Below are 22799 nucleotides of genomic sequence, written 5' to 3'. Positions count from 1 at the left end.
CCTCCTGTTAGCGTCCGATGGAATCGTGGCGGTAACGCTTGTCGTGACAAGCGTCATACAGGATGTACAGCGAGAACCGTGCCCGTCCGCGCATGCCCGCGCCGTATCGGGACGTCGCGGCATCCGCCGGGCTTTTTTATAAGCTGCTGTAAAAACCGGCGCGCCGCGCGGCGCTCAGATCGCGAGTGCGTCCGGCGTCGCCTGTGCGCGGTGCTTCGCGAGCGCGCGCAGGCAGTGCGCGATGCAGCCCGCGAACGCCTCGTCGAACCACGGCTGCGCGCCCGACACGCCGACCACGATCCCGTGCTGCGCGACACCGCCCCACAGATTCGTGTCGCCCGCGCGCAGCCGGTACGGCTCCAGCGCCTGCACGACGTGGCCGTCGCGACCGGTTTCCCATGACAGCCGCGCCTTCGCGCGTGCGTACGCACGATAATCGGCGTCCCAGTCCTTCGGGTCGGGCAGCGAGAACTCGTACAGGATGGCGTCCTCGAACGTCACGTCGCCGGGCCCCAGCGCCGGGTCCATGATCACGATGTGCAGGCAGCCGCTGTCGCCGACGAAGTCACTCTGCAACGCGGCCGACAACGTCGGCAACAGCAGCTCGACCGCCGCGACCGCGGCCTGGCGGTCGGCGAACGCGCTACCCGCGCGACGCTCGGTCAGGGCTTCGGGTTTCGCCGGGTTCGGAAGGTTCGGCATGGATGTCTCCGGAGGAAAATGCGAGCGCGCGCAGCGTCGCGATCAGGTCGGCCGCTGTCGCGGGCTTGGTCAGATAAGCATGGAAGCCTGCTTCGACCGCGCGCGTGCGGTCATGCTCGCGGGCGTGGCCCGACAGCGCCAGCGCTTCGAGCGGCGGGCGGCCATCTCGCGCACGCTCGGCATCGAGCTGGCGCACGTGCCGCATCACCGCATAGCCGTCTTCCTCGTCGTCGCCGAGGTCGATGTCGCAGACCAGGAGCGCGGGCCAGTCCGCGCGGCGCGCGCGCCACAGCTCGTCGAGCAGCGCCTGGCCGGACGCGAACACGCGCACGTCCGCGCCGGCGACCTTCAGCAGCGCGGCAAGCGCCTCGCGCGCCTCGTCGTGGTCGTCGACGCACGCAATGCGCAGGCCGTCGAGCGGTTTCGCGTCCGCGGCCGCAACGGCGCCCCCCGGTCGATCCGACGCGGCGGCGCCCGGTTGCATCGACGCCGGCGCCACCGCGTACATCGGTAGCGACAGGTGCAACGTCACGCCGACGTCGTCGCGTTCGCGCACGACGTAGCCGCCCGCGTCCTCTATCGTGCTTTGCATCCGCTCGAGACCGACCAGCGACAGCTCCGGCGCCTCGACGCTCGCGCACGTGATCGTGATCCGCGCGTCGGGGTCGTGCCGCGCGGTGCGCACCTCGATCTGCCCGCCGTCGCTCGCGTCGATGCCCGCGCGGCACAGCTCCCACACGAAGCGCCGCAGCGCGGCCGGATCGGCCTTGACGACCAGATCCTCGCCGGACAGCTCGCGGAATACCGGTACGCCGCGGCTCGCGGCCGCGTCGGCGAGCGAATCGAGCACCTGTGCCACCATCGGATTGATGCGCACCGGCTGGCGCGCGAATTTCGCTTCGGTGCGCTCCAGTTCGCGCTGCTTCGCCTGCAGCGCCCACATCTGCGCATACACGCCGTCGCTGGCCAGCAGCTCGTCGTGCGTGCCCTGCTCGACGAGCCGGCCGTGCTCCATCACGAGAATCTGGTCCGCGTCGACGATCGTCGACAACCGGTGCGCGATGATGAGACTCGTGCGGTGCTGCGCGACACGCATCAGCTCCTGCTGGATCGCGCGCTCCGAGCGCGTATCGAGCGCGGACGTCGCCTCGTCGAACACGACGATCGGCGGCGCCTTGAGCAGCGCGCGCGCGATCGCGACACGCTGCCGCTCGCCACCGGACAGGCGCACGCCGCGCTCGCCGACGCGCGTGTCGTACGCGTCGGGCAGCCGCTCGATGAACGCGTCGAGCTGCGCGCCGCGCGCGGCCGCGATCACTTCGCCGCGCGTCGCGTCGCGCTTGCCGTATCCGATGTTGTAGGCGAGCGTGTCGTTGAACAGGATCGTGTCCTGCGGCACGATGCCGAGCGCATCGCGCAGGCTGCGTGCGGTCACGAGGCGCAGGTCCTGGCCGTCGATCCGGATCGTCCCCGCATCGGGCTGGTATAGCCGGAACAGCAGCCGCGCGAGCGTCGACTTGCCCGAGCCGCTGCCGCCGACCACCGCCACCGTCTGCCCCGGCTCGATGCGAAACGACACGTCCCACAGGATCTGCCGGCTCGGCTCGTAGCCGAAGTCGACGTGCTCGAACTCGATCGCGCCGCCGCGCACCACGAGCGGTTGCGCACCGGGCGCGTCGCTCTCCTCGCCCGGCTTGCCGCGTGCGTCGAGCAGCCCGAACAGTCGCTCGACGTTCGTCATCGCGTCGTTCGCCTCGCGGAACACGAAGCCGAGCGCGTTCAGCGGCAGGCTGATCTGGATGATGTACGCGTTGATCAGCACCAGATCGCCGATCGTCATCGTGCCGCGTGCGACATGCTGGCCGGCGAGCAGCATGACCGCCGCGATGCCCGCGCCGATGCATGCGCTCTGGCCGATGTGCAGCGTCGAGAGCGCGTACTGGTTGTCGACGCCGGCCTCGCGCCATGCGTCGAGCACGCGTTCGAGCCGGCCGCGCTCGACGTCCTCGCGCGCGAAGTACTTGACGGTATCGACGTTGAGCAGGCTGTCGACCACGCGCGCGTTCGATTCGGCCTCGAGCGCGTTCACGCGACGCTGGTAGCGGGTGCGACGCCGTGTCAAGACGACCGTATATGCCGCATAGACGGCGAACGTGCAGAGGATGATCGCGGTGAAGCCGCCGCCGTACTTGCCGATCACGATCACCAGCACCGAGCCGATCTCGAGCGCGGTCGGCACGACGGTGAATACCGCGACGCCGAGCAGGTAGCCGATCCCCGCCGTGCCCTTCTCGAGGTCGCGCACGACGGCGCCCGTCTCGCGTTGCGAGTGGAAGCGCGCGCCGAGCCGGTGCAGGTGGCCGAACGTGCGGACCGTAAACGACGCGACCGTGTGCTGCGTGACCTGCACGAAGGTCATGTCGCGCACTTCGTTCAGTGCATTCGCCGCGAAGCGCACGACCGCATACGCGAACAGCAGCAGGACCGGCAGCGCGATCGGCTGGCCGGCGGCGCGGCCGAATCCGTCGACGATCTCCTTGAGCAGCAGCGGCACCGCAACGGCCGCCGCCTTCGCGAGCACCAGCAGCACGATCGCGGCCAGCACGCGCGCGCGGTAATGCCAGATCGCGCGCCACAGCTCCAGCGCGATGCGAACGCGCAGGCCGCGCGCGCCGTCGCGGTCGCGGCGGCGGCCGGGATCGCGACGGCGCCCGTTACCGGCCGGCCCGCGATCGTCGCGATCGTCGAGTGGCCGCTCGCCGGTGCCGTTCGTCATGCGCCCGATGTCCGTGGCGGTGGCTGGATCGCTCCCCGGCATCGGCGGTCAATGGCGCGGTTCGCGATCGCGGCCCCCGCCGGAGCCCGCTTCGGGATCGCGCGACGCCGGCTGCGTCGGGGTAACCGTGCGTTGCGACGGGTGCAGCACCATGCCCGTGTCGTGTTCGCCCTCCTCGCGACGCACGCGCACACGGTTTTCGACATCGCGCACGCACATGCAGCTGTCGGCGATGTCCTCGATGTCGTGCTTCATCCAGCGCGACGGCACGGTGCCGTCGAGTTCGACGCGGCCGTCACGCACCTGCACTGAAACGTCGCTCACGTCGATGTCGAGCGCGCGCGCGAGCCGCTCGCACACGTCCTCGCGAATCCGCTCGTCCGAGCGCGTATAGCCTTTCGGGCCGCGACGATGGCGCATCGCGTCGCGTTGCGCATCGCTGCCGAAGCGCGACAGGTCGGGCGCATCGGTCCAGCGCGCGTCGCGCGAAACGTCGTCGCGCTCGCCGCCGTACCAGCCCAGCCGGTGATGGCCGCTGAACCCGTGCGGGTCGCCGCCGTACCGGCCTCGACGGTCGTCGCCACCTTCCGCGCGACGGCCGCGATTCCCGTAGCCGCGTTCGGCTTCCCATCCCGCATCGCGCATATCGCCCGGCGCATCGCGCCAGTCGCCGCTCGCGCCGGGCCGTTCGGCTGACGAGCGCGCGGAACGTTCACTCCACTCGCTGCCCCAGTCTTCCGGTCCGACGTCCTCGCTCGCGAAGCGCCGGTACGCGGATTCATAGTCGGCATCGTGGCGTCGGAATTCGTCGCCGCGGAAGTCGCGCTCGCCGGTGTCGCGGTACCCGCGTGCGCCGCGCTCCGGCCAGTCGGGCGGGCCGCTCCGTTCGGCTTGCCGTCCGGGAGATCGTCGTTGCATCGTGTCCTCCTTGATCGCGCCGTGCCGCGCATGGCCCCATGCCGCGTCGCGGCGCACGTCTGTCAATTCGTTCCGGGTCGTCGTTGCAAGTCGCGTGCCGGCTTGCCAGCCGGTGCGAGCCGGTGCAGCGCGCCGCACGGCGAACGGCCCGCGTCGACGTCCCGGTTGATTCCGTGATGCGCGCGCCGCGCGCCTGCGGCCCGGCTGCGGCCAACGCCGATCCGTCACCCGTCGCCGCCCGTCCGTCGCCGGGCCTCCCTATCTGCAACGCAATTGCAGTTTTTGCGCAGCCGCGCGTCCTGCCACGCTATACGTCGCCGCTGCCCCGTTGCGCCGGTGCGTCCGGGTCGTCGGTGCTGCCGGGCTCGCTCAGCCGTTCCGTGCGATCCGGCTCGATATCGGCGCCTTCCTCGAGCCCCGAATCGCCGTCGGCGGACGCGCGCTCGCCCGTGCCCGCGCGGTCCGTATCGCTATCGAGGGTCGCATCGCCGCGCTCCAGCGCGTGCTCGTCGAGCGGCGAATCGACGTCGAATGGATGGCGCCGGGCGCCCGCGGTGTCGCTGCCGCTGTCGGACGAGTCGCTCGGCCCCAGCGCGCGGCCATCGCGGCCGCGCCGCGCGTTCTCGTCGTCCGGGCCGGCCGGTTCGTTGTCGGGGTTCAATGTGCTGTTCATGTCGATGTCCTCGGGTAGCCTTGACGCGGCGCGCCGCTCGTGGCGGGGTTCTCGCGCCCGGTCGGTCGCGTCGTGCGAACCGCACGGCGATGCAATCGCCGTGCCGCATCGCGGCCAGTCTCCTCGGCGGCGGCGGGATTTCGCATCGTGAGCGCCACGCGGCACGGGCCATGCGCCCCCATTGATCAGGTGAATTGACCTCCCGTATGCTTTGGGAAGTGCCAATCCGGTTTGAATGACCGCCGCCGGCTCCCCCGGCTGCGGCGGGGCTGCTTTTCTCCGCCCGTATCCGACTTGCCGTTCCGATGAAGACAGACGACACCGTTTCCAACCCGCCCCCGCCGCTCGGATCCGACGATGCGCGCGATCTGCGGCACCGCTTCGCCGAATTTCGTTTCGAGACCGTCGTCGATGCGATCACCGACTACGCGGTGTTCATGCTCGACACGCACGGCAACGTCGCGACGTGGAACGCCGGCGCCGAGCGCATCAAGGGCTATCGCACGGCCGACATCGTCGGCCACCATTTCTCGCGTTTCTATCCGCCCGACGCGATCGCGGCCGGGCGCCCCGCATTCGGGCTACGGGAAGCCGCGGCGCACGGCCGTTTCGAGGACGAAGGCTGGCGCGTGCGCAAGGACGGCTCGCTGTTCTGGGCGAGCGTGACGATCACGGCCGTGCACGACCATACGGGCCAACTCGCGGGCTTCATCAAGATCACGCGCGACATGACCGAGCGCAAGCGGCTCGCGGAGCTCGAAGTGTCGACGCATCGGCTCAGCGTGTTCATCGCGATGCTCGCGCACGAATTGCGCAACCACCTGGCACCGCTGCGCCATTCGGTCGGCGTGCTGCAGAGCCTGCCCGATCCGGCGCCCGCGCTCGCGCAATGCCGCGACGCCGTGCACCGGCAGGTCGGACAGCTGACGCGGCTGGTCGACGACCTGCTCGACGTCGGGCGCATCACCGCCGGCAAGGTCGAACTCGACGACGCGCCGGTGACGGTGCGCGACCTCGTCTGCCGCGGCGTGGAAAGCATTCAGCCGAAGCTGGCCGCGCGCGGGCAGCACATCCGCGTCGACCTGCCGCCCGATCCGCTGGTGGTGCGCGGCGACGCCGCGCGGCTCGTGCAGGTGCTGCACAACCTGCTCGACAACGCATCGAAATTCTCGCCGCAGGGGGCGCGCATCGACGTCAGCGCGCACGCCGAACCGTCGATGGTCGCGATCCGCGTCACCGATCACGGCGTCGGCATCGCGCCGGGCGCGCTCGAATCGATCTTCGACCTGTTCGAACAGGAAGGCGTGCCGGGCCGCCGCCCGGCGGACGGTTTCGGGCTCGGCCTCGCGATCTGCCGGTCGTTCGTCGAGCTGCACGGCGGGATGATCGCTGCCGAAAGTCGCGGGCCCGGCCATGGCGCGACCTTCACGGTGCGGCTGCCGGTCGAGCATGCGGCGCGCGCGACGCCGGCCGACGCGCCCGCGCCGCGCATCGCCGAGCCGCCGGCCGGTGCGCCGCTGCGTATCGTCATCGTCGACGACAACCGCGACTCCGCCGACACGCTCGGCGTGCTGCTGCAGGTCAAGGGTCACGCGCCGCGCGTCGCGTACAACGCCGCCGACGCGCTCGCGATCGCGCGCGACGTCGTTCCGCACCTGATGCTGATCGACCTGTCGATGCCCGACGTCGACGGCTTCACGCTGCTGCATGAACTGCGCGCGATCGAGGTACTGGCCGGCACGACGTGCGTCGCGTTGTCCGGCCATGCGAGCCCGGCCGATCTGGCACGCACCGCGAGCGAGGGCTTCGACGATCACCTCGTGAAGCCCGTCGAGATGGCGGTGCTCGACGCGCTGCTGCAGCGCGTCGCGCGCCAGGTTCAGGACACGCGCTGATCGCTCAGGACATCGCGCGACACATCGCGGCGCACGTATCGCATGCGAGCGCGCAGCGGCGGCAATGGTCGTGTGCGTGCTGCAGGCACTCCGCCGCGCACAGCTCGCACGCGTGCGAGCACAGCGCGCATATCTGCGGCGCGAGCACGCTGCCGCGTGCCATTGCGCCCGATGCCAGGCGGCAGAGCTGCCCGCACTCGATGTCGAGCGCGATGCAGGCGGTCAGGGTCTGCGCTTCGGGTTCCGCCAGGCATCCCGCGATACACGCGTCGCACGCATGCGCGCACGCATCGCACGCGGCCATGCAGTTGTCGTAGCGATCGTTCATCTCGTTCATCACGGCACTCCTCGTTCGGGGTTCGAGTCATCACGGCTCCAGCTTCACCTTCATCCAGCCCGGCTCGCGCACGTCGAACGCGCGATACGCGTCGATCGCGTTCGTCAGCGGCTCGCAGCGTGTCAGCACGGATGCCGGGTCGAACGCACCGCTGCGCACGAGCTCGATCAGTTGCGGCGTGATGGTCCGGTGATTGCAGTTGCCCATCTTGATCGTCAGGTTCCGGTTCATCGCCTCGCCGATCGGAAACACGCGGGCCTGCGGCGGATATACGCCGATCACCGCGACCGTGCCGGCCTTCGCGACCGCGCGCACCGCCCATTGCAGTACCTGCGACGGTCCGTCGCCCGGTACCCAGTAGCGGCCGTCGGGCTTGCGGCGCGGTGCGACGGCGTCGACTTCCGCATCGAATGCGCGTGCCGCGTCGCCATCGGCAGCGGCCGGTCCGTGCGTCGCGCGCATCGCGTCCACGCCGACCGCATCGATCACGCGATCGACACCGATTCCGCCGGTAAGCCGCAGCACCGTGTCGACGGGGTCTTCCTCGGAGAAATCGATGGTCTCGGCACCTTGCGCGCACGCCATCTCGAGCCGCGACGCGATGCGGTCGATCGCGATCACGCGGCCGGCGCCCATCAGCTTCGCGCTCGCGATCGCGAACTGGCCGACCGGCCCGGCGCCGAACACGGCCACCGTATCGCCCGGCTTCACTTCCGCGAGCTGCGCGCCGAAATAGCCGGTCGGGAAAATGTCGGACATCAGGATCGCGCGGTCGTCGTCGATCGCGTCGGGCAGCCGGATCAGGCTCGCATTCGCGAGCGGCGTGCGCGCATATTCGGCCTGCAGCCCGTCGAACGGGCCCGTGTCGGCCGGCCCGCCGTAGAACGCGGTGCCCGCGCGCGGCCCGCCCGGGTTCGCGACGTCGCACTGCGCGGTGTAACCCGCGCGGCAGTACACGCAGCTGCCGCACGCGATCGTCGACGGAATCAGCACGCGATCGCCGCGCTTCAGGTTGCGCACGTCGCGGCCAACCGTCTCGACGATGCCGACACCCTCATGGCCGAGGATCGTGCCCGGCTTCATCCCGCCGAGCGTGCCGCGCACCATGTGCAGGTCGGTGCCGCAGATCGCGCTGGCCGTCAGGCGCACGACGGCGTCGGTGACGTCGGCGACTTCCGGGTCGGGTACCGTATCGATGCGAATGTCGCCGATGCCGTGAAATACGACTGCTTTCATGTCAGGCCCTCCTTGTCGAAAGCGGAAACGGTGTGAATACCGTCGCGCTGTTCGAGCAAGGCGCGCGCCTGTCGGCGTGTGGTGCGAGGCGCCGCAGCGAGGGCGGCGTGCATCGTTCAGGGCAGCATCGCCGGCATGCTCATGCGTGCGTCGCGGCCTGCTGCTCGAGGGCTGCTTCCGCGTGCAGGCACGCGAGATCGCGTCCGACCGTCGCGACCGCGAGCCGCGTGTCGCCGCGCCAGTACGTCACGGAACCGTCATGCGCGCGCAGGTCGCCGGCGATTTCGACGCGATCCCATTGCGCCGCGTGGCCAACGTAGCGCACGGTCAGGTCGTAGTGCTGGCTCCAGAAGAACGGCACCGCATCGAACGGCTGTTGCCGGCCCAGCATGTTGCGCGCCGCGGCGATGCCCTGCCGCTGCGCGACGACCCAGTGCTCGACGCGAATGCGTTCGCCCGTCAGCGGATCGGGCCAGCGCGCGATGTCGCCGGCCGCGTAGATGTCCGGCGCACTCGTCCGCAGGAAACGGTCGACCGTCACGCCGCGATCGACTGCCAGCCCGGCATCCTCGGCAAGCGCGACGTTCGGATGCACGCCGATGCCGACCAGCACGACGTCCGCGGGCAGCGTGTCGCCGTTCGACAGCGTGACGTGATCCGGCGCGATCTGCGTGGGCGTCGCGCCGAGATGGAACGTCACGCCGCGCGACTCGTGCAGCGCGCGGATCGTTTCACCGAGCGCTTCGCCGAGCACGCGCGCCATCGGCTGCGCGTCGGGCGCGACCACCGCTACGTCGAGCCCGCGCGTGCGCAGTGCGGCGGCCGCCTCGAGGCCGATGAAGCTCGCGCCGACCACGACGCAGCGCCGCGCGTTCTTCAGCTTGCCGATCAGCGCATCGCAATCGGCGCGCGAGCGCAGCATGCACACGTGCGGAAGGTCGGCGCCCGGTATGGTGAGGCGGTTCGGCTCGGCGCCGGTGGCGAGCAGCAGCGCGCCGTAGCCGACGCGGCTGCCGTCCGCGAGTTCGACCGCGCGTTGCGCGGGATCGAGCCGCACGACGCGCGTGCCGCAGCGCACGTCGATGCGCTGGTCGGTATAGAACGACGCGCCGCGCAGCGGCAGCCAGTCGGCTTCAGCCGTGCCGGCCAGATAATCCTTCGACAGATTCGGTCGATCGTACGGCGGCTCGCTGTCCGCGCTCAGCAGCGTGATCGCGTGCGAGTAGCCTTCCTGCCGCAGCGTCACGGCCGCCGCGATCGCGGCCGCGCCACCGCCGATGATCACCACCGATTCAGGCAATCCGGCCGACTTCAATACAGGCGGCGACGCGGCGGGCTGCGCGCCGAGCACGACCGCACGGCCGTCGCGACGCTCGACGCGCCAGCTCGGCAGGCCGTTGAGCGCCGGCGCGCGCAACAACGCGCCGGTGCGCAAGCAAAACGCCGCGTGATGCCACGGACAGCGAATCGTGTCGCCGACCAGCAGCCCGTGCGCCAGCGGCGCGCCGTAGTGCGGGCATTGCGCGCCCACGGCAAACAGCGCGTCGGCGCGGCGCACCAGCAGCACGGTGGCGTCGCCGACCTGGCCCTCGATCATCGCGCCGTCGGCGATGTCGTCGAGTGAAATGCCCTGCGAAAGATCGGGGCGTGAAGACGATGCGGCGCTTCCGGACATGGTGCGGCTCCCGGCTGACGTAACGATCCCATTATCGGCGCCCTTCCTGAAAAGGGCAGGCGCGAACGACCCCGCAGCGCACGCAAACGCGGACAAAGCTTCGGGCGCGGCGCACGACCGGCGTGGAGCATCATCGACGTTGCGGTGCAACACGCGCAAGACGCGCGCGAGAGCGGCCCGCAGCGGGAGCAATCCGCATGCCGTGTGAGGCATGCGGCCCGGCATGTTTGCCGGCTGCGCGCATTCGGCGACGACATCGTCATATCGATGTGCAATCCCTCGCTCTCCGGCGATCGCGCCTCGAATCCGTCCATGCGTGTCGGCCCATGTCGACACGGGCGACTACTGCGAGCATGCGTGGTCCACGCGAGCGCTGGCCGTCGATGGATGCGCGCGGTGTTACCGATGCGTGCGCGCATCCTCCTCGACATCGTCGACTTCGGCCGGAAAACGATGCTGACCGAAGCTGAGGATCAGTACGCCGACGGCGAGCAGCACGATCCCGAACGTGGTCATCAGCATTCGCTCCGGGCTGTCCGTGGCGCCGCGCAGGATCAGGTCGCGCGCGAGCGACGTCATCGCAATGAACAGCGGGAAGCGCACCGGCAGCCGGCCAAGCCGAAGGTAACGCACGTCCATCGCGAGCACTTCGAGATACAGGAACATCAGCAGAAGATCGGTCAGCGACACCTCGCCGGCGAGCACGACCTTCCATGCTTCCTGCGTCATCGCGAACGCGGTCGCGAGGCCGATCACGATCAGCCCGGCCAGCTCGGCCGCATGAAGGAAGTGCCCGAAGCGGCGGCGGATGCGCTCGGCGGCCGTGGCGGCGGAAACAGTGGACGTATTCAACGCGATGCCCCATGCGATGGCGTAGCGGCCGCGATCGACACTCCATCGACACGGCGGATGGAGTCGGACGACGGGCGGCCTTCGGCCGGCGAATCCGCAACGGTTGCGCGCGCATCGATCCGGGAGGCAGCCTGCGCAACCGCGGACAGCGTCCGCGCGCAGCACGCGAGAAACGCGACGCCGGCATCGGTACATGCGATGTCGCCGCCTGCGCGGTCCAGCAGCAATCTGCAGCCGAGATATCGTTCGAGGCAATCGAGCCGCGCGTCGACCTGCGCGTCGCCAAGCTCGAGCTCGGACGCCGCGCCGGACACCCCGCCATGCTCGACCACCGCGACGAAAATACGCATCGCTTCCAGCAGGTTCATCATCACGGGCCTCGTCGGTGAGCGGAGCGAATCCAATCTACTGCACGCGCCGCGACCGCTCAAGAGCACAGCGCCACGCATGCCAGGAGTACAGCTGCACGCCCGCTACGCAAAATCGACCACGATCAATGCATTCGAATGACAGATTGCCGATACGTGTTCCAAAGACCCGCCGAAGCTGCTAGATTGCATGCTCGACGACGTTACGCGGTGCGGCGAACTCACGCCCGGGCGAACGCGCGGCCACCGTGCCTGCCTCCCCCTTGCGCCTGGGTGGCAGGCCGCCGCCGCGGCCCGTTGCGCGATACCCGCGCGACGTCCTTCATCCGCATGTCACAAAGAGAACAGTCGCATGACCGAGTTCAACCGTTCGTCTTCGCGCGCCGCGGCATCCGCGGCCCGTCCGTCCCGACATGACTGACCGGCAGGCCGCGATGCAAACCCTTCCCCCGCTCTCCCAGGCCGTTCACAGCCCGATCACGCGCAGCGCGATCTTCCTCGTCGCAACCGTCAACCCGGGCGCGGATCGCGCCGACACGATCCGCGCGTGGTGCGGCGACATCGCCGCGCTCGTGCGCTCGGTCGGCAAGCGTGTGCCGGGCGGCAACCTGTCGTGCGTGTGCGGCTTCGGCGCCGACGCATGGGATGCGCTGTTCGGCGAACCGCGTCCCGCGTCGCTGCATCCGTTCCGCGAATTCGGCGCCGGCCAGCGTGTTGCGGTCGCGACGCCGGGCGACATCCTGCTGCACATCCGCGCCGAGGCAATGGACCTGTGCTTCGAGCTCGCCACGCAATTGCTCGGCGCGCTGGGCGATGCCGTCACGGTGGTCGACGAAGTGCACGGCTTCCGCAATTTCGACCAGCGCGCGATGATCGGCTTCGTCGACGGCACCGAGAACCCGGAAGGCCGCGAGGCGGTCGAGTTCACGGTGATCGGCGACGAAGACCCGGCGTTCGCGGGCGGCAGCTACGTGATCGTGCAGAAGTACCTGCACGACATGGCGGGCTGGAACGCGCTCGCGGTCGAGACGCAGGAGCGCATCATCGGGCGCACCAAGCTGTCCGACATCGAGCTCCCGCCGGACGTGAAACCGTCGTGCTCGCACAGCTCGCTGACCACGCTCGACGAAGACGGCAAGGAAGTGAAGATCCTGCGCGACAACATGCCGTTCGGGCGCCCCGGCTACGGCGAATTCGGCACCTATTTCATCGGCTACGCACGCTCGCCGGCGCCGATCGAACAGATGCTCGAGAACATGTTCGTCGGCCGCCCGCCCGGCAACTACGACCGGCTGCTCGACTACAGCCGCGCGGTCACCGGCTCGCTGTTCTTCGTGCCGTCGGCCGACCTGCTCGAAGCGCTCGCCGATCGCGCGGCACCGGCCGCCGCCCCTGCCGCCGCGCCGCCGGCACCTGCCTCACCCGAGTCGCGCCGTGACGGCTCGCTGAACATCGGATCGCTGAAAGGAGCCAAAGTCCATGAATAACCTGCACCGCGAACTCGCGCCGATTTCCGCCTCCGCCTGGGAACAGATCGAGGAGGAAGTGGCACGCACCTTCAAGCGCTCGGTGGCCGGGCGCCGCGTGGTCGACGTCGAGGGCCCTGCCGGCCCCGCGCTGTCGGCCGTCGGCACCGGGCATCTGCGCGAGGTTGCCGCGCCGCGCGAGCTGGTGAGCGCACGGCTGCGCGAAGTGCGCACGATCGTCGAGCTGACGGTGCCGTTCGAATTGAGCCGCGATGCGATCGACAGCGTCGAGCGCGGCGCGCGCGACGCCGACTGGCAGCCGGCGAAGGACGCCGCGCAACGGCTCGCATTCGCGGAAGACGGCGCGATCTTCGACGGCTATCCGGCCGCGGGCATCGTCGGCATCCGCGAAGGCACGTCGAACCGCAAGCTCACGCTGCCGGCCGACGTCGGCGCGTATCCCGACGCGATCAGCGACGCGCTGGAAGCGCTGCGGCTCGCCGGCGTCGACGGCCCGTACTCGGTCGTGCTCGGCTCCGACGCCTACACGGCGCTGAGCGAAGCGCGCGACCAGGGCTATCCGGTCCTCGGCCACATCAAGCGCATCGTCAGCGGCGAGATCATCTGGGCGCCGGCCATCAGCGGCGGCTGCGTGCTGTCCACCCGCGGCGGCGACTATGAACTGCACCTCGGCGAAGACGTGTCGATCGGCTACACGAGCCACACCGACAAGGTCGTTCGCCTGTACCTGCGCGAAACGTTCACGTTCCTGATGCTGACGAGCGAGGCATCGGTGGCCGTGGCGCCGCAGGCCAACGCGGCGACCTGACGTCCCGCGCGCGCGGTGTCCGCCGGGCATCGCGCGCACCGGCCGCGTTGCCGGCCGCACGTTCGTCGCCACCGAACCATCTTGCATGGAGCGTGAAATGAGCGAATCGAATGACGCACTACAGGCGCTGCAAGCGTCGGTCGACAGTCTGAAGCAGTCCATCGACGCAAACGCGAGCCGCCACACCGGCGACACCGCCGTCCTGTTTACCGTGGTGGCGCTGATGCTGGCCGAACTGCCGCCCGACACCCGCAACCTGATCGAGGATTCGTTCTCGGTCTGGGCGAACGGCCTGCAAGATGCGGCGCTATCGACTCATGTGAAACAGATCGCACGTCAGCGGCTTGCGATGACGCTCTCCGACTGACGCCGATTCGCCACGGTCGAGCCGTCCGGCCCGCGCCGTGCAACCGCCTGGCTTCGCCAACGGCCTCGCGCCACGCGACGGATGCGTGGCGCGAGCGGCCCGGCGTGGCGCCCGCTCGCGCGTCGCCATGCCGGGCAACCGCACCGACACACGCGCGCCGCGCCACGCCGCGCGCGCACCCTCCCGTTCGCCTCCCGCCGGCGCCCTGCGCGCCGATGTCGCACCGCTCTTCGTGCGCAGCGCACGCCGCCACGTTTGCGTGTCGCGGACACCGCGCCCGCATGCGCGCTCGTCTGTACTCCTTGCGTCCGCCGAATGCGCGAATGTGAGGGTGCAATTCGCGGCCGGGGCGGCGCGCAACTGTGTCTTGGAGGCCCTGGGCCGATTCGCTATTTTGAACGCAGTCGAAGTGATGCCGCGGGCTGCGCGACGCTGCGGTGTTGCCGGTGTCGAGCGCGACCGGTCGCCGTGCCGGCGCGCACAGCGCGAAGGCACCGGCGCGGCACGCGCGCCGCCGGTCGCGTCGTGTGGCAGGCAAAACCCGACGCCGTCGCGCATCGGGACTTCCGTTTCGATTCACGTTCATTGCCAGGAGCCAGACCACCATGCCCGCACTTTGCGATATCTGTCACGCCCGGCCGGCCGTCGCGCGCGCAACCGTGATGCAGGACGGCGAGCGCAGGACGATCTCGATCTGCGACTATCACTTCCGTCAGCTGATGCGGCATCAGAGCATGCTGAATCCGTTCGACTCGCTGCTGGGCGGCGGCGCGTCGTCGCTGTTCGGCGGGTCCGGCCACGAGCCGTCGCTTGCGGCCGAGATTCCGCGCGAATCGGTCGACCCGACCGACGCGTTCAGCGAGCAAACGCTCGAACTGCTGCAGCGCGCGGCGGAAAAGGCTCACGAGCTGCGTCGTAGCGAACTCGACACCGAACACCTGCTCTACGCGCTCGCGGACACCGACGTGTGCGCCGCGTTGCTGAAGGAACTGAAGCTGTCGCCGCAGGACATCCGGTCGTATATCGACGAACATGCGCACACCGGCACCGCCTCCCCCGATGCGTCGCTCGACAAGCTCGCGATCTCGCCGCGCGTGAAGAAGGCGGTGCAGTATGCATTTCAGGCGTCGCGCGATCTCGGCCACTCGTACATCGGCCCCGAGCATCTGCTGATCGGTCTCGCGTCGGTGCCCGACAGCATCGCCGGCACGCTGCTGAAGAAATACGGCGTGACGCCCGAAGCGCTGCGCCAGAAGGTCGTGAAGGTCGTCGGCAAGGGTGCGGAAGACGGCCGCGTCGACGCGCCGACCGGCACGCCGAACCTCGACAAGTTCGGCCGCGACCTGACCGCGATCGCACGCCAGGGCAAGCTCGACCCGGTGCTCGGCCGCGCGCAGGAAATCGAGAGCACGATCGAGGTGCTCGCGCGCCGCAAGAAGAACAACCCGGTGCTGATCGGCGAACCCGGTGTCGGCAAGACCGCGATCGTCGAAGGCCTCGCGCAGCGGATCGTAAACGGCGACGTGCCGGAAGTGCTGCGCGGCAAGCGGCTCGTCGAAGTGAACATCAACTCGATGGTGGCCGGTGCGAAGTATCGCGGGGAATTCGAGGAGCGGGCGAAGCAGCTGATCGACGAAGTGACTGCGAAGCACGACGAACTGATCCTGTTCATCGACGAGCTGCATACGATCGTCGGCGCGGGCCAGGGCGGCGGCGAAGGCGGGCTCGACATCGCCAACGTGCTGAAGCCGGCGCTCGCGCGCGGCGAGCTGAGCCTGATCGGCGCGACCACGCTGAACGAATACCAGAAGCACATCGAGAAGGACGCGGCGCTCGAACGGCGCTTCCAGCCGGTGTTCGTGCCGGAGCCGAGCGTCGAGCAGACGATCGTGATCCTGCGCGGGCTGCGCGACAGCCTCGAGGCGCACCACCAGGTCACGTTCGCCGACGACGCGTTCGTGGCAGCCGCGGAATTCGCCGACCGCTACATCACGGCGCGCTTCCTCCCCGACAAGGCGATCGACCTGATCGACCAGGCCGCCGCGCGCGTGCGGATCGGCGCGACGTCGCGCCCCGTCGACATCCAGGAAGGCGAGGCACAGATTGCCCAACTGAAGCGCGAACAGGACTACGCGACATCGCGCAAGCGCTTCGACGAAGCGAAGCAGTTCGAGGAGCAGATCAGCGAGAAGCAGAAGTCGCTCGACGAAAGGATGGAAGCGTGGCAGCGCAAGACCGGCTCCGAAACGCTCGAAGTGACCGTCGAATCGGTCGCCGAAGTCGTGTCGCGGCTGACCGGCATTCCGGTATCCGAGCTCACGCAGGAAGAGCGCCAGAAGCTGCTGAAGATGGAAGAGCAATTGCGCGAGCGCGTGGTCGGCCAGAACGACGCGGTGGTCGCCGTCAGCGACGCGGTGCGGCTCTCGCGCGCCGGACTCGGCCAGACGCACCGGCCGATCGCGACGTTCCTGTTCCTCGGGCCGACCGGCGTCGGCAAGACCGAGCTCGCGAAGGCGCTGGCCGACACCGTGTTCGGCGACGAGCAGGCGATCATCCGCATCGACATGTCCGAGTACATGGAGCGGCACGCGGCCGCGCGGCTGATCGGCGCGCCGCCCGGCTACGTCGGTTACGACGAAGGCGGCCAGCTCACCGAGCGCGTGCGGCGCCGCCCATACAGCGTGATCCTGCTCGACGAGATCGAGAAGGCGCATCCGGACGTCTACAACGTGCTGCTGCAGGTGTTCGACGATGGCCGCCTGACCGACGGCAAGGGCCGCGTGGTCGACTTCAGCAACACGATCATCATCGCGACCAGCAACCTCGGCGCGGCGATCATCATGGACAACCTCACGCAGCCGGAAGCCGCGCGCAAGACCGACAAGGCGATCCGCGAGCAGCTGATGCAGGTGCTGAAGGGGCATTTCCGGCCCGAGTTCCTGAACCGGATCGACGAGGTGATCGTCTTCCACGCGTTGTCGAAGGAGAACATCCGCTCGATCGTGCAGATCCAGCTCGACCGTGTGGTACGCACCGCCGCCGCGCAGGACATCGCGCTCGTGATGGGCGAGTCGGTCGTCGAGCACCTGACCGAAGCCGGGTACCAGCCGGAGTTCGGCGCACGCGAACTGAAACGCCAGGTGCGGCAGATGATCGAGACGAAGCTCGCGAAGGAAATCCTCGCGGACAAGCTGCGGTCTGGCGATCGCGTCGCGGTCGACTACGATAAGGCCAGCGACGAAGTGAAGTTCACCAAGCTGGCGCCGCCCGAATCGTCGGATCCGACACAGAACGCCGACGGCAAGGCCAGACCGAACGGCAAGGCCGCGAACGCAGCATCCAAAGCAAAGGAAAACGAAGCGAAGGCCGATACGCCGCCACCGGCCGCGAAAGCATCCGGCAAGAAATCGTCCGGTACGAAGAAGGACGCGCGCTGATCCCGACGGGCCCGGATGCACGAGCCCGCACGACCGGCTCCGTCCGCCGGACGGAGCCGCCCCACGCCGCGACGCGGCGCAACCCGAGCCACCCCGCAGCGGGCCCGGCTCATGGAGATTCACATGACAAATCGACGCGAAGTGCCTGGCATCAGGAAGTACGACGGGCCCGCCGGCGGTTGGGGCGCGCTTCGCGCGACAGCCGAGGCCGTGCGCACGCAGATGGAAACCATCGAGGCGCCGATCGTGCTGATGCGGACCAACCAGCCCGACGGTTTCGACTGTCCCGGCTGCGCATGGCCCGACAAGGAGCACAAGTCGACGTTCCAGTTCTGCGAGAACGGCGCGAAGGCCGTCACGTGGGAAGCGACGACCAAGCGCGTGACGCCCGAGTTCTTCGCGGCGAACACGGTGTCGTCGTTGCTGCGCATGTCCGACTACGAGTTGGAGAACATGGGCCGGCTCACGCACCCGCTCGTCTACGATCGCGCGACCGACACGTTCCGCGCGGTCGAATGGGACGACGCATTCGCGCGCATCGGCGAGGTGCTGCGCGCGCTGCCGCCCGAGCAGGTCGAGTTCTATACGTCGGGCCGCGCGTCGAACGAAGCCGCGTTCCTGTATCAGCTCTTCGCGCGCGAACTCGGCACCAACAACTTCCCGGACTGCTCGAACATGTGCCACGAGCCGACGAGCGTCGGGCTGCCGCAGTCGATCGGGATCGGCAAGGGCACGGTGTCGCTGGAGGATTTCGACCACTGCGAGCTGATCATCTCGATCGGTCACAACCCCGGTACGAACCACCCGCGCATGATGGGCACGCTGCACGAGTGCTCGCGCCGCAACGTGCCGATCATCGTGTTCAATCCGCTGCGCGAGCGCGCGCTCGAACGCTTCGCGGATCCTCAGGACATGATCGAGATGGCGTCGTTCGGCTCGACGCGCATCGCGTCGACGTACTACCAGGTCGACGCCGGCGGCGACGCGGCCGCGCTGAAGGGCATCATGAAGGCGCTGCTGAAGCTCGAAGCCGAACAAGGCAACGTGCTCGAGCGCGACTTCATCGCGCAGCACACCCAGGGCTTCGATGCGTTCTCGGCCGATCTCGAAGCGACGTCGTGGGACGACATCGAACGCGCGAGCGGCCTGAGCCAGGAACAGCTCGAGCAGGTCGCCCTCGCCTATGCGAAGTCGAACGCGACGATCGTCACGTACGGGATGGGCGTCACGCAGCACAACAAGGGCACCGCGACCGTGCGCCTGATCGCCGACCTGCTGCTGATGCGCGGCAACTTCGGCAAGCCCGGCGCGGGCATATGCCCGCTGCGCGGCCACTCCAACGTGCAGGGCAACCGCACGGTCGGCATCACCGAAAAGCCTTCGGCCGAGTTCCTGCAGCGGATCGAGGATGTATGCGGCTTCAAGCCGCCCGCGCATCACGGGCACGATGCGGTACAGGCCATGCAGGCGATGATCGACGGCCAGGCCAAGGCGCTGCTGTGCCTCGGCGGCAACTTCGCCGTCGCGCTGCCCGACCCCGAGCTGTCGTTTCCCGCGATGGCGAAGCTCGATCTCGCCGTGCATCTCGGCACGAAGCTGAACCGCTCGCATCTGCTGGTCGCGAAGGAAACCTACATCCTGCCCGTGCTCGGCCGCACCGAGCTCGACATGCAGGCGAGCGGGCGCCAGTCGATCACCGTCGAGGATTCGATGTCGATGGTTCATGCGTCGGCCGGCAAGCTCAAGCCGGCGTCCGACCAGCTGCGCTCGGAGCCCGCGATCGTCGCGGGGATCGCGCATGCGACGCTGCCGGACAGCAAGGTTGCGTGGCTCGACCTGATCGCCGACTACGACCGGATCCGCGACCTGATCGATCGCACGGTGCCCGGCTTCGAGGCGTTCAACGAGCGCATTCGCACACCGGGCGGGTTCCGCTTGCCGTTGCCGCCCACCGAGCGCGTATGGCCCACGCCGACCGGCAAGGCGATGTTCTCGGTGTACAAGGGCGTGAAGGAAGACGCCGACGTGCTCGGCGCCGAGCGCGTGCTGCGGCTGATCACGCTGCGCAGCCACGACCAGTACAACACGACGATCTACGGGCTCGACGACCGCTATCGCGGCGTGTTCGGCCGGCGCGACGTGCTGTTCATGAACGCCGCCGACCTCGCGAAGTACGGGCTCGAACACGGCGACCTCGTCGACATCGAGACGATCACCGCCTCCGGCCGCACGCTGCGCCTCGAGAAGATCACCGCGATCGAGTACGACATCGCGCCGGGTTCGGTCGGCGCGTATTACCCGGAAGCGAACGTGCTCGTGCCGCTCGACTACATCGACAAGGAAAGCGGCACGCCGTCGTACAAGTCGGTGCCGGTGCGGGTCGCGCGTTCGGCGCTCGCATGATGCGCAGGCGGGCGGGTTCGAGACTGACGGGATGCTGCGAACCTGCCCGCCTCCCTGCTTCCCCTTCTCCCGGCCGCACTTTCATCGCGCCGGTTGATCGGCTTACCGCGCCGCCGACGACGGCAGCCCGGCATCCGTCTGCCGGCGCCGGTACGCGCTGTCGCGCGTCGCGAGCCAGTAGTACAGCGGCGACGTCAGCAGCAGCCCGACGAGCCACGACAGGTCGGCGCCGCCGAGATGGGCGGGAATCGGCCCCGCATACATCGGCGTGTTCATGAACGGAATCTGCACGACGATCCCGATCGCATACGCGAGCAGCGCCTGCGGATTGAAGCGGCCGTACACGCCGCCGTCCGCCATGAAGATCGACTGGATGTCGTACTTGCCCTTGTGGATCACGTAGAAGTCGATCAGGTTGATCGCCGTCCACGGCACCAGCACGACGAGCAGCGCGAGCACGAGATCTACGAGATTGCCGACGAAGTTCGTCGACGCGCCGATCGCCGCGTAGCAGCATGCAACGAAGATCACCACCGACACCACCGCGCGCGTCTTCGCGGTCGGAATCCATTTGTACGCGAAGGTCTGCACCGACGTGATGACCGCCAGCACCGCGCCGTACAGGTTCAGCGCGTTGTGGCTGATCACGCTCAGCAGGAACAGCACCAGCATCAGCGGGCCGAGCGGGCCGGTCGCCTGCTTGACCGCATCCATCGTGTCCGCGCCGGCCGGCACCGCGAGCACCGCGACTGCGCCGAAGATGAACGCGAGCGTCGAGCCGACCGTGCAGCCGAGATAGGTCGCCCAGAACGTCGACGCGACGCCGACGTCCTCCGGCAGGTAGCGCGAATAGTCCGACACGTAGGGCGCGAACGCGATCTGCCACAACGCGGACAGCGACACCGTCGCAAGCCAGCCGGCGAAATCGAAGCCGCCGCGCGTGAGGAAATCGGCCGTGTTCACATGCGACAGGATCATCCAGAAGCCGACGAGAATGCCGGCGCCGAGCACCCAGGTACCGATCCGGTTCAGGATGTGGATGAACCGGTAGCCGACGATCCCGATCAGCCCGGAACCCACCGCGCCGATCACGATGCCGACGGGCACCGGCACCGACGACGCGATGCCGTGCACCGACTTGCCGGCCAGCACGATGTTCGACGCGAAGAAGCCGACGTACATCACCGCCGCGATCACCGTGACCAGCAGCGCGCCCCACGAGCCGAACTGCGCACGGCTCTGGATCATCTGCGGGATGCCCATCTGCGGCCCCTGCGCCGAATGCAGCGCCATCAGCACGCCGCCGACCGCCTGGCCGACCACGATCGCGACGATCGCCCACATCAGGTTCAGGTGAAAGAGCTGCACGCCGAGCGCGCCGGTCACGATCGGCAGCGGCGCGATGTTGCCGCCGAACCAGAGCGTGAACAGGTCGCGCACCTTGCCGTGGCGTTCTGCGGGCGGCACATAGCCGATCGTGTGTTTCTCTATCATGGGGGACGCGTTGCGGTCCGCGGTCGTCATGGCGAAGTCTCCTGTCGTGCGCGCCGATGCGCGCGTGCCGTTTCAGCCGGCGCGCGAAGGTGCGCGCGCCTGCAATCGGGTCCGGATGCGCTGGCGAGTTCGCCGTGCATGCGCGCGACGTCGTCGACCGACACGCAGACACACGACGCGTGCGGGGACGGATGCTTTCCCGCCGGCGCATGCGCGCTTTTGTCGCGATCCGGATTGGAGACGATGGTGCGCCACGCATGCGGCGACCGGAAAATACTAAAAATATTTCCGAGACATACGAAAAAGCTCTGCAGCGGCAATTTCTGCGCGGCACTTCTTCCGGTAAGGTGCTACGCGAAACAATGGACAGAACGCGCCCCGGGCCGGCATGCGCCCGGGGCCGGGTATCAGAGGTGCTCGTGGCTCACTACACTTTGCGGCAACTGAAATATTTCGTGACGACCGTGGAATCGGGCAGCGTCGCCGAGGCGTCGCGCCAGCTCTTCATCGCGCAGCCGTCGATCTCCAGCGCGATCAAGGGGCTCGAGGAAAGCTTCGGCGTGAAGCTGTTCATCCGTCATCATGCGCAGGGCGTGTCGCTGACGCCTTCCGGCACGCGTTTTTACCGAAAGGCGCAGGAACTGCTGCGCATCGCGCACGAGTTCGAACAGAACGCGCTCGCCGACAACGACGTGATCACGGGGCAGATCGACATCGGCTGTTTCGAGACCGTCGCGCCGCTCTATCTGCCGCAGTTGATCGCGGGCTTTCGGGAGCGCTTTCCGGGTGTCAACATCCGGCTGCGCGACGGCGACCAGCAGGAACTCGTGCAGGGCCTGACGGCCGGCACCTTCGATCTCGCGTTCCTGTACGACCACGATCTCGACGGCACGATCGAGACCGAGCCGCTGATGCCGGCGCAACAGCCGTACGTGCTGCTGCCGGAGAACCACCGGTTCGCGGACCAGTCGCACGTATCGCTGCGCGATCTCAGCGTCGAGCCGATGATCCTGCTCGACGTGCTGCCGAGCCGCACCTACTTCGTCAGCCTGTTTCACGAGCTCGGGCTGACGCCGAACATCGTGTTCGCTTCGCCTTCGATCGAGATGGTGCGCGGGATGGTCGGTCAGGGGTTCGGCTTCTCGCTGCTCGTCACGCGGCCGCACTCCGAATACACGTACGACGGCCGGCGCGTCGTGACGATCGCCCTGAGCGAAACGGTGACTCCGTCCGGGTTGGTGAGTGCACGGCTCAAGCGCGGGCAGCTCACGAAGCAGGCGCAGTCGTTCGTCGAGTTCTGCCGCGAGCGGCTTGCGCAGATCGTCGCGGAATCGGCGCGATAGCCACGCCGCTGCGCACGCGCCGCAAAGC

Annotated in this window: 17 protein-coding genes; 7 read left to right on the top strand and 10 right to left on the bottom strand. The window is 68.7% G+C overall.

Annotation, left to right across the window (positions count from 1 at the left end):
• Positions 1–174: 174 nt before the first annotated feature.
• From WS51_RS26875 to WS51_RS26860, 4 genes are all read right to left on the bottom strand, one after another.
• On the bottom strand, positions 175–702 hold the full coding sequence (locus WS51_RS26875) for a hypothetical protein (RefSeq protein WP_059505188.1): 528 nt from the start codon (positions 700–702) through the stop codon (positions 175–177).
• Positions 644–3478 (bottom strand): ABC transporter transmembrane domain-containing protein, encoded by a 2835-nt coding sequence (locus WS51_RS26870; protein WP_069230095.1) that lies wholly within the window; start codon positions 3476–3478, stop codon positions 644–646. The genes WS51_RS26875 and WS51_RS26870 overlap by 59 nt, the downstream gene beginning before the upstream one ends.
• A 48-nt stretch (positions 3479–3526) precedes the next feature.
• Positions 3527–4396 (bottom strand): BON domain-containing protein, encoded by an 870-nt coding sequence (locus tag WS51_RS26865; RefSeq protein WP_069230354.1) that lies wholly within the window; start codon positions 4394–4396, stop codon positions 3527–3529.
• A gap of 307 nt (positions 4397–4703) precedes the next feature.
• Positions 4704–5069: a hypothetical protein gene (locus WS51_RS26860; protein WP_059768914.1), complete on the bottom strand. Its 366-nt coding sequence runs from the start codon at positions 5067–5069 to the stop codon at positions 4704–4706.
• Positions 5070–5374: 305 nt separating this feature from the next.
• On the opposite strand from WS51_RS26860, the gene WS51_RS26855 reads away from it, so the two are divergent.
• On the top strand, positions 5375–6964 hold the full coding sequence (locus tag WS51_RS26855; RefSeq protein ID WP_059795226.1) for a PAS domain-containing hybrid sensor histidine kinase/response regulator: 1590 nt from the start codon (positions 5375–5377) through the stop codon (positions 6962–6964).
• Between the two features lie 4 nt (positions 6965–6968).
• Here WS51_RS26855 and WS51_RS26850 read toward each other — a convergent pair whose 3' ends face one another.
• The 5 genes from WS51_RS26850 to WS51_RS26830 all read right to left on the bottom strand — a co-directional run bounded on the left by WS51_RS26850 (position 6969) and on the right by WS51_RS26830 (position 11432).
• Positions 6969–7301 (bottom strand): four-helix bundle copper-binding protein, encoded by a 333-nt coding sequence (locus WS51_RS26850; RefSeq protein ID WP_059542209.1) that lies wholly within the window; start codon positions 7299–7301, stop codon positions 6969–6971.
• A 30-nt stretch (positions 7302–7331) separates the two neighbouring features.
• Positions 7332–8537 carry a zinc-dependent alcohol dehydrogenase gene (locus tag WS51_RS26845; RefSeq protein WP_059452304.1) on the bottom strand — a complete coding sequence of 402 codons (1206 nt, stop codon included), beginning with the start codon at positions 8535–8537 and terminating at the stop codon, positions 7332–7334.
• Between the two features lie 139 nt (positions 8538–8676).
• Positions 8677–10212 (bottom strand): FAD-dependent oxidoreductase, encoded by a 1536-nt coding sequence (locus tag WS51_RS26840; RefSeq protein WP_069230094.1) that lies wholly within the window; start codon positions 10210–10212, stop codon positions 8677–8679.
• A gap of 399 nt (positions 10213–10611) precedes the next feature.
• Positions 10612–11064, bottom strand: a complete 453-nt coding sequence (locus tag WS51_RS26835; protein ID WP_059799362.1) for a phosphate-starvation-inducible protein PsiE — start codon at positions 11062–11064, stop codon at positions 10612–10614.
• A complete protein-coding gene (locus tag WS51_RS26830; RefSeq protein ID WP_069230353.1) occupies positions 11061–11432 on the bottom strand; it encodes a LysR family transcriptional regulator in 372 nt (123 codons plus the stop codon). Before WS51_RS26830 ends, WS51_RS26835 begins: the two co-directional genes overlap by 4 nt.
• Positions 11433–11845: 413 nt before the next feature.
• Here WS51_RS26830 and WS51_RS26825 point away from each other — a divergent pair, with 413 nt between their 5' ends.
• The 5 genes from WS51_RS26825 (at position 11846) to WS51_RS26805 (ending at position 19934) form a co-directional block, all read left to right on the top strand.
• Positions 11846–12919, top strand: a complete 1074-nt coding sequence (locus WS51_RS26825) for a Dyp-type peroxidase (protein WP_060339210.1) — start codon at positions 11846–11848, stop codon at positions 12917–12919.
• Positions 12912–13727 carry a family 1 encapsulin nanocompartment shell protein gene (locus WS51_RS26820; protein WP_059452300.1) on the top strand — a complete coding sequence of 272 codons (816 nt, stop codon included), beginning with the start codon at positions 12912–12914 and terminating at the stop codon, positions 13725–13727. Before WS51_RS26825 ends, WS51_RS26820 begins: the two co-directional genes overlap by 8 nt.
• A gap of 97 nt (positions 13728–13824) precedes the next feature.
• Positions 13825–14094: a hypothetical protein gene (locus WS51_RS26815; protein WP_059505202.1), complete on the top strand. Its 270-nt coding sequence runs from the start codon at positions 13825–13827 to the stop codon at positions 14092–14094.
• A 605-nt stretch (positions 14095–14699) separates the two neighbouring features.
• On the top strand, positions 14700–17531 hold the full coding sequence (locus WS51_RS26810; RefSeq protein WP_069230093.1) for an ATP-dependent Clp protease ATP-binding subunit: 2832 nt from the start codon (positions 14700–14702) through the stop codon (positions 17529–17531).
• 123 nt (positions 17532–17654) lie between these two features.
• Complete coding sequence (locus WS51_RS26805; protein ID WP_059795211.1) at positions 17655–19934, top strand: FdhF/YdeP family oxidoreductase; 2280 nt, start codon at positions 17655–17657, stop codon at positions 19932–19934.
• 102 nt (positions 19935–20036) lie between these two features.
• Here WS51_RS26805 and WS51_RS26800 read toward each other — a convergent pair whose 3' ends face one another.
• Positions 20037–21458 carry a purine-cytosine permease family protein gene (locus WS51_RS26800; protein WP_059869063.1) on the bottom strand — a complete coding sequence of 474 codons (1422 nt, stop codon included), beginning with the start codon at positions 21456–21458 and terminating at the stop codon, positions 20037–20039.
• 389 nt (positions 21459–21847) lie between these two features.
• Between WS51_RS26800 and WS51_RS26795 the strand changes: the two genes are divergently transcribed.
• Positions 21848–22771 carry a LysR substrate-binding domain-containing protein gene (locus tag WS51_RS26795; RefSeq protein ID WP_059452498.1) on the top strand — a complete coding sequence of 308 codons (924 nt, stop codon included), beginning with the start codon at positions 21848–21850 and terminating at the stop codon, positions 22769–22771.
• Positions 22772–22799: the final 28 nt, after the last annotated feature.

The sequence above is a fragment of the Burkholderia territorii genome (assembly GCF_001718335.1).
Lineage (GTDB): Bacteria > Pseudomonadota > Gammaproteobacteria > Burkholderiales > Burkholderiaceae > Burkholderia > Burkholderia territorii.
Note: the sequence above shows the minus strand (reverse complement) of the source record. Positions and strands in the feature narration are given on the sequence as shown.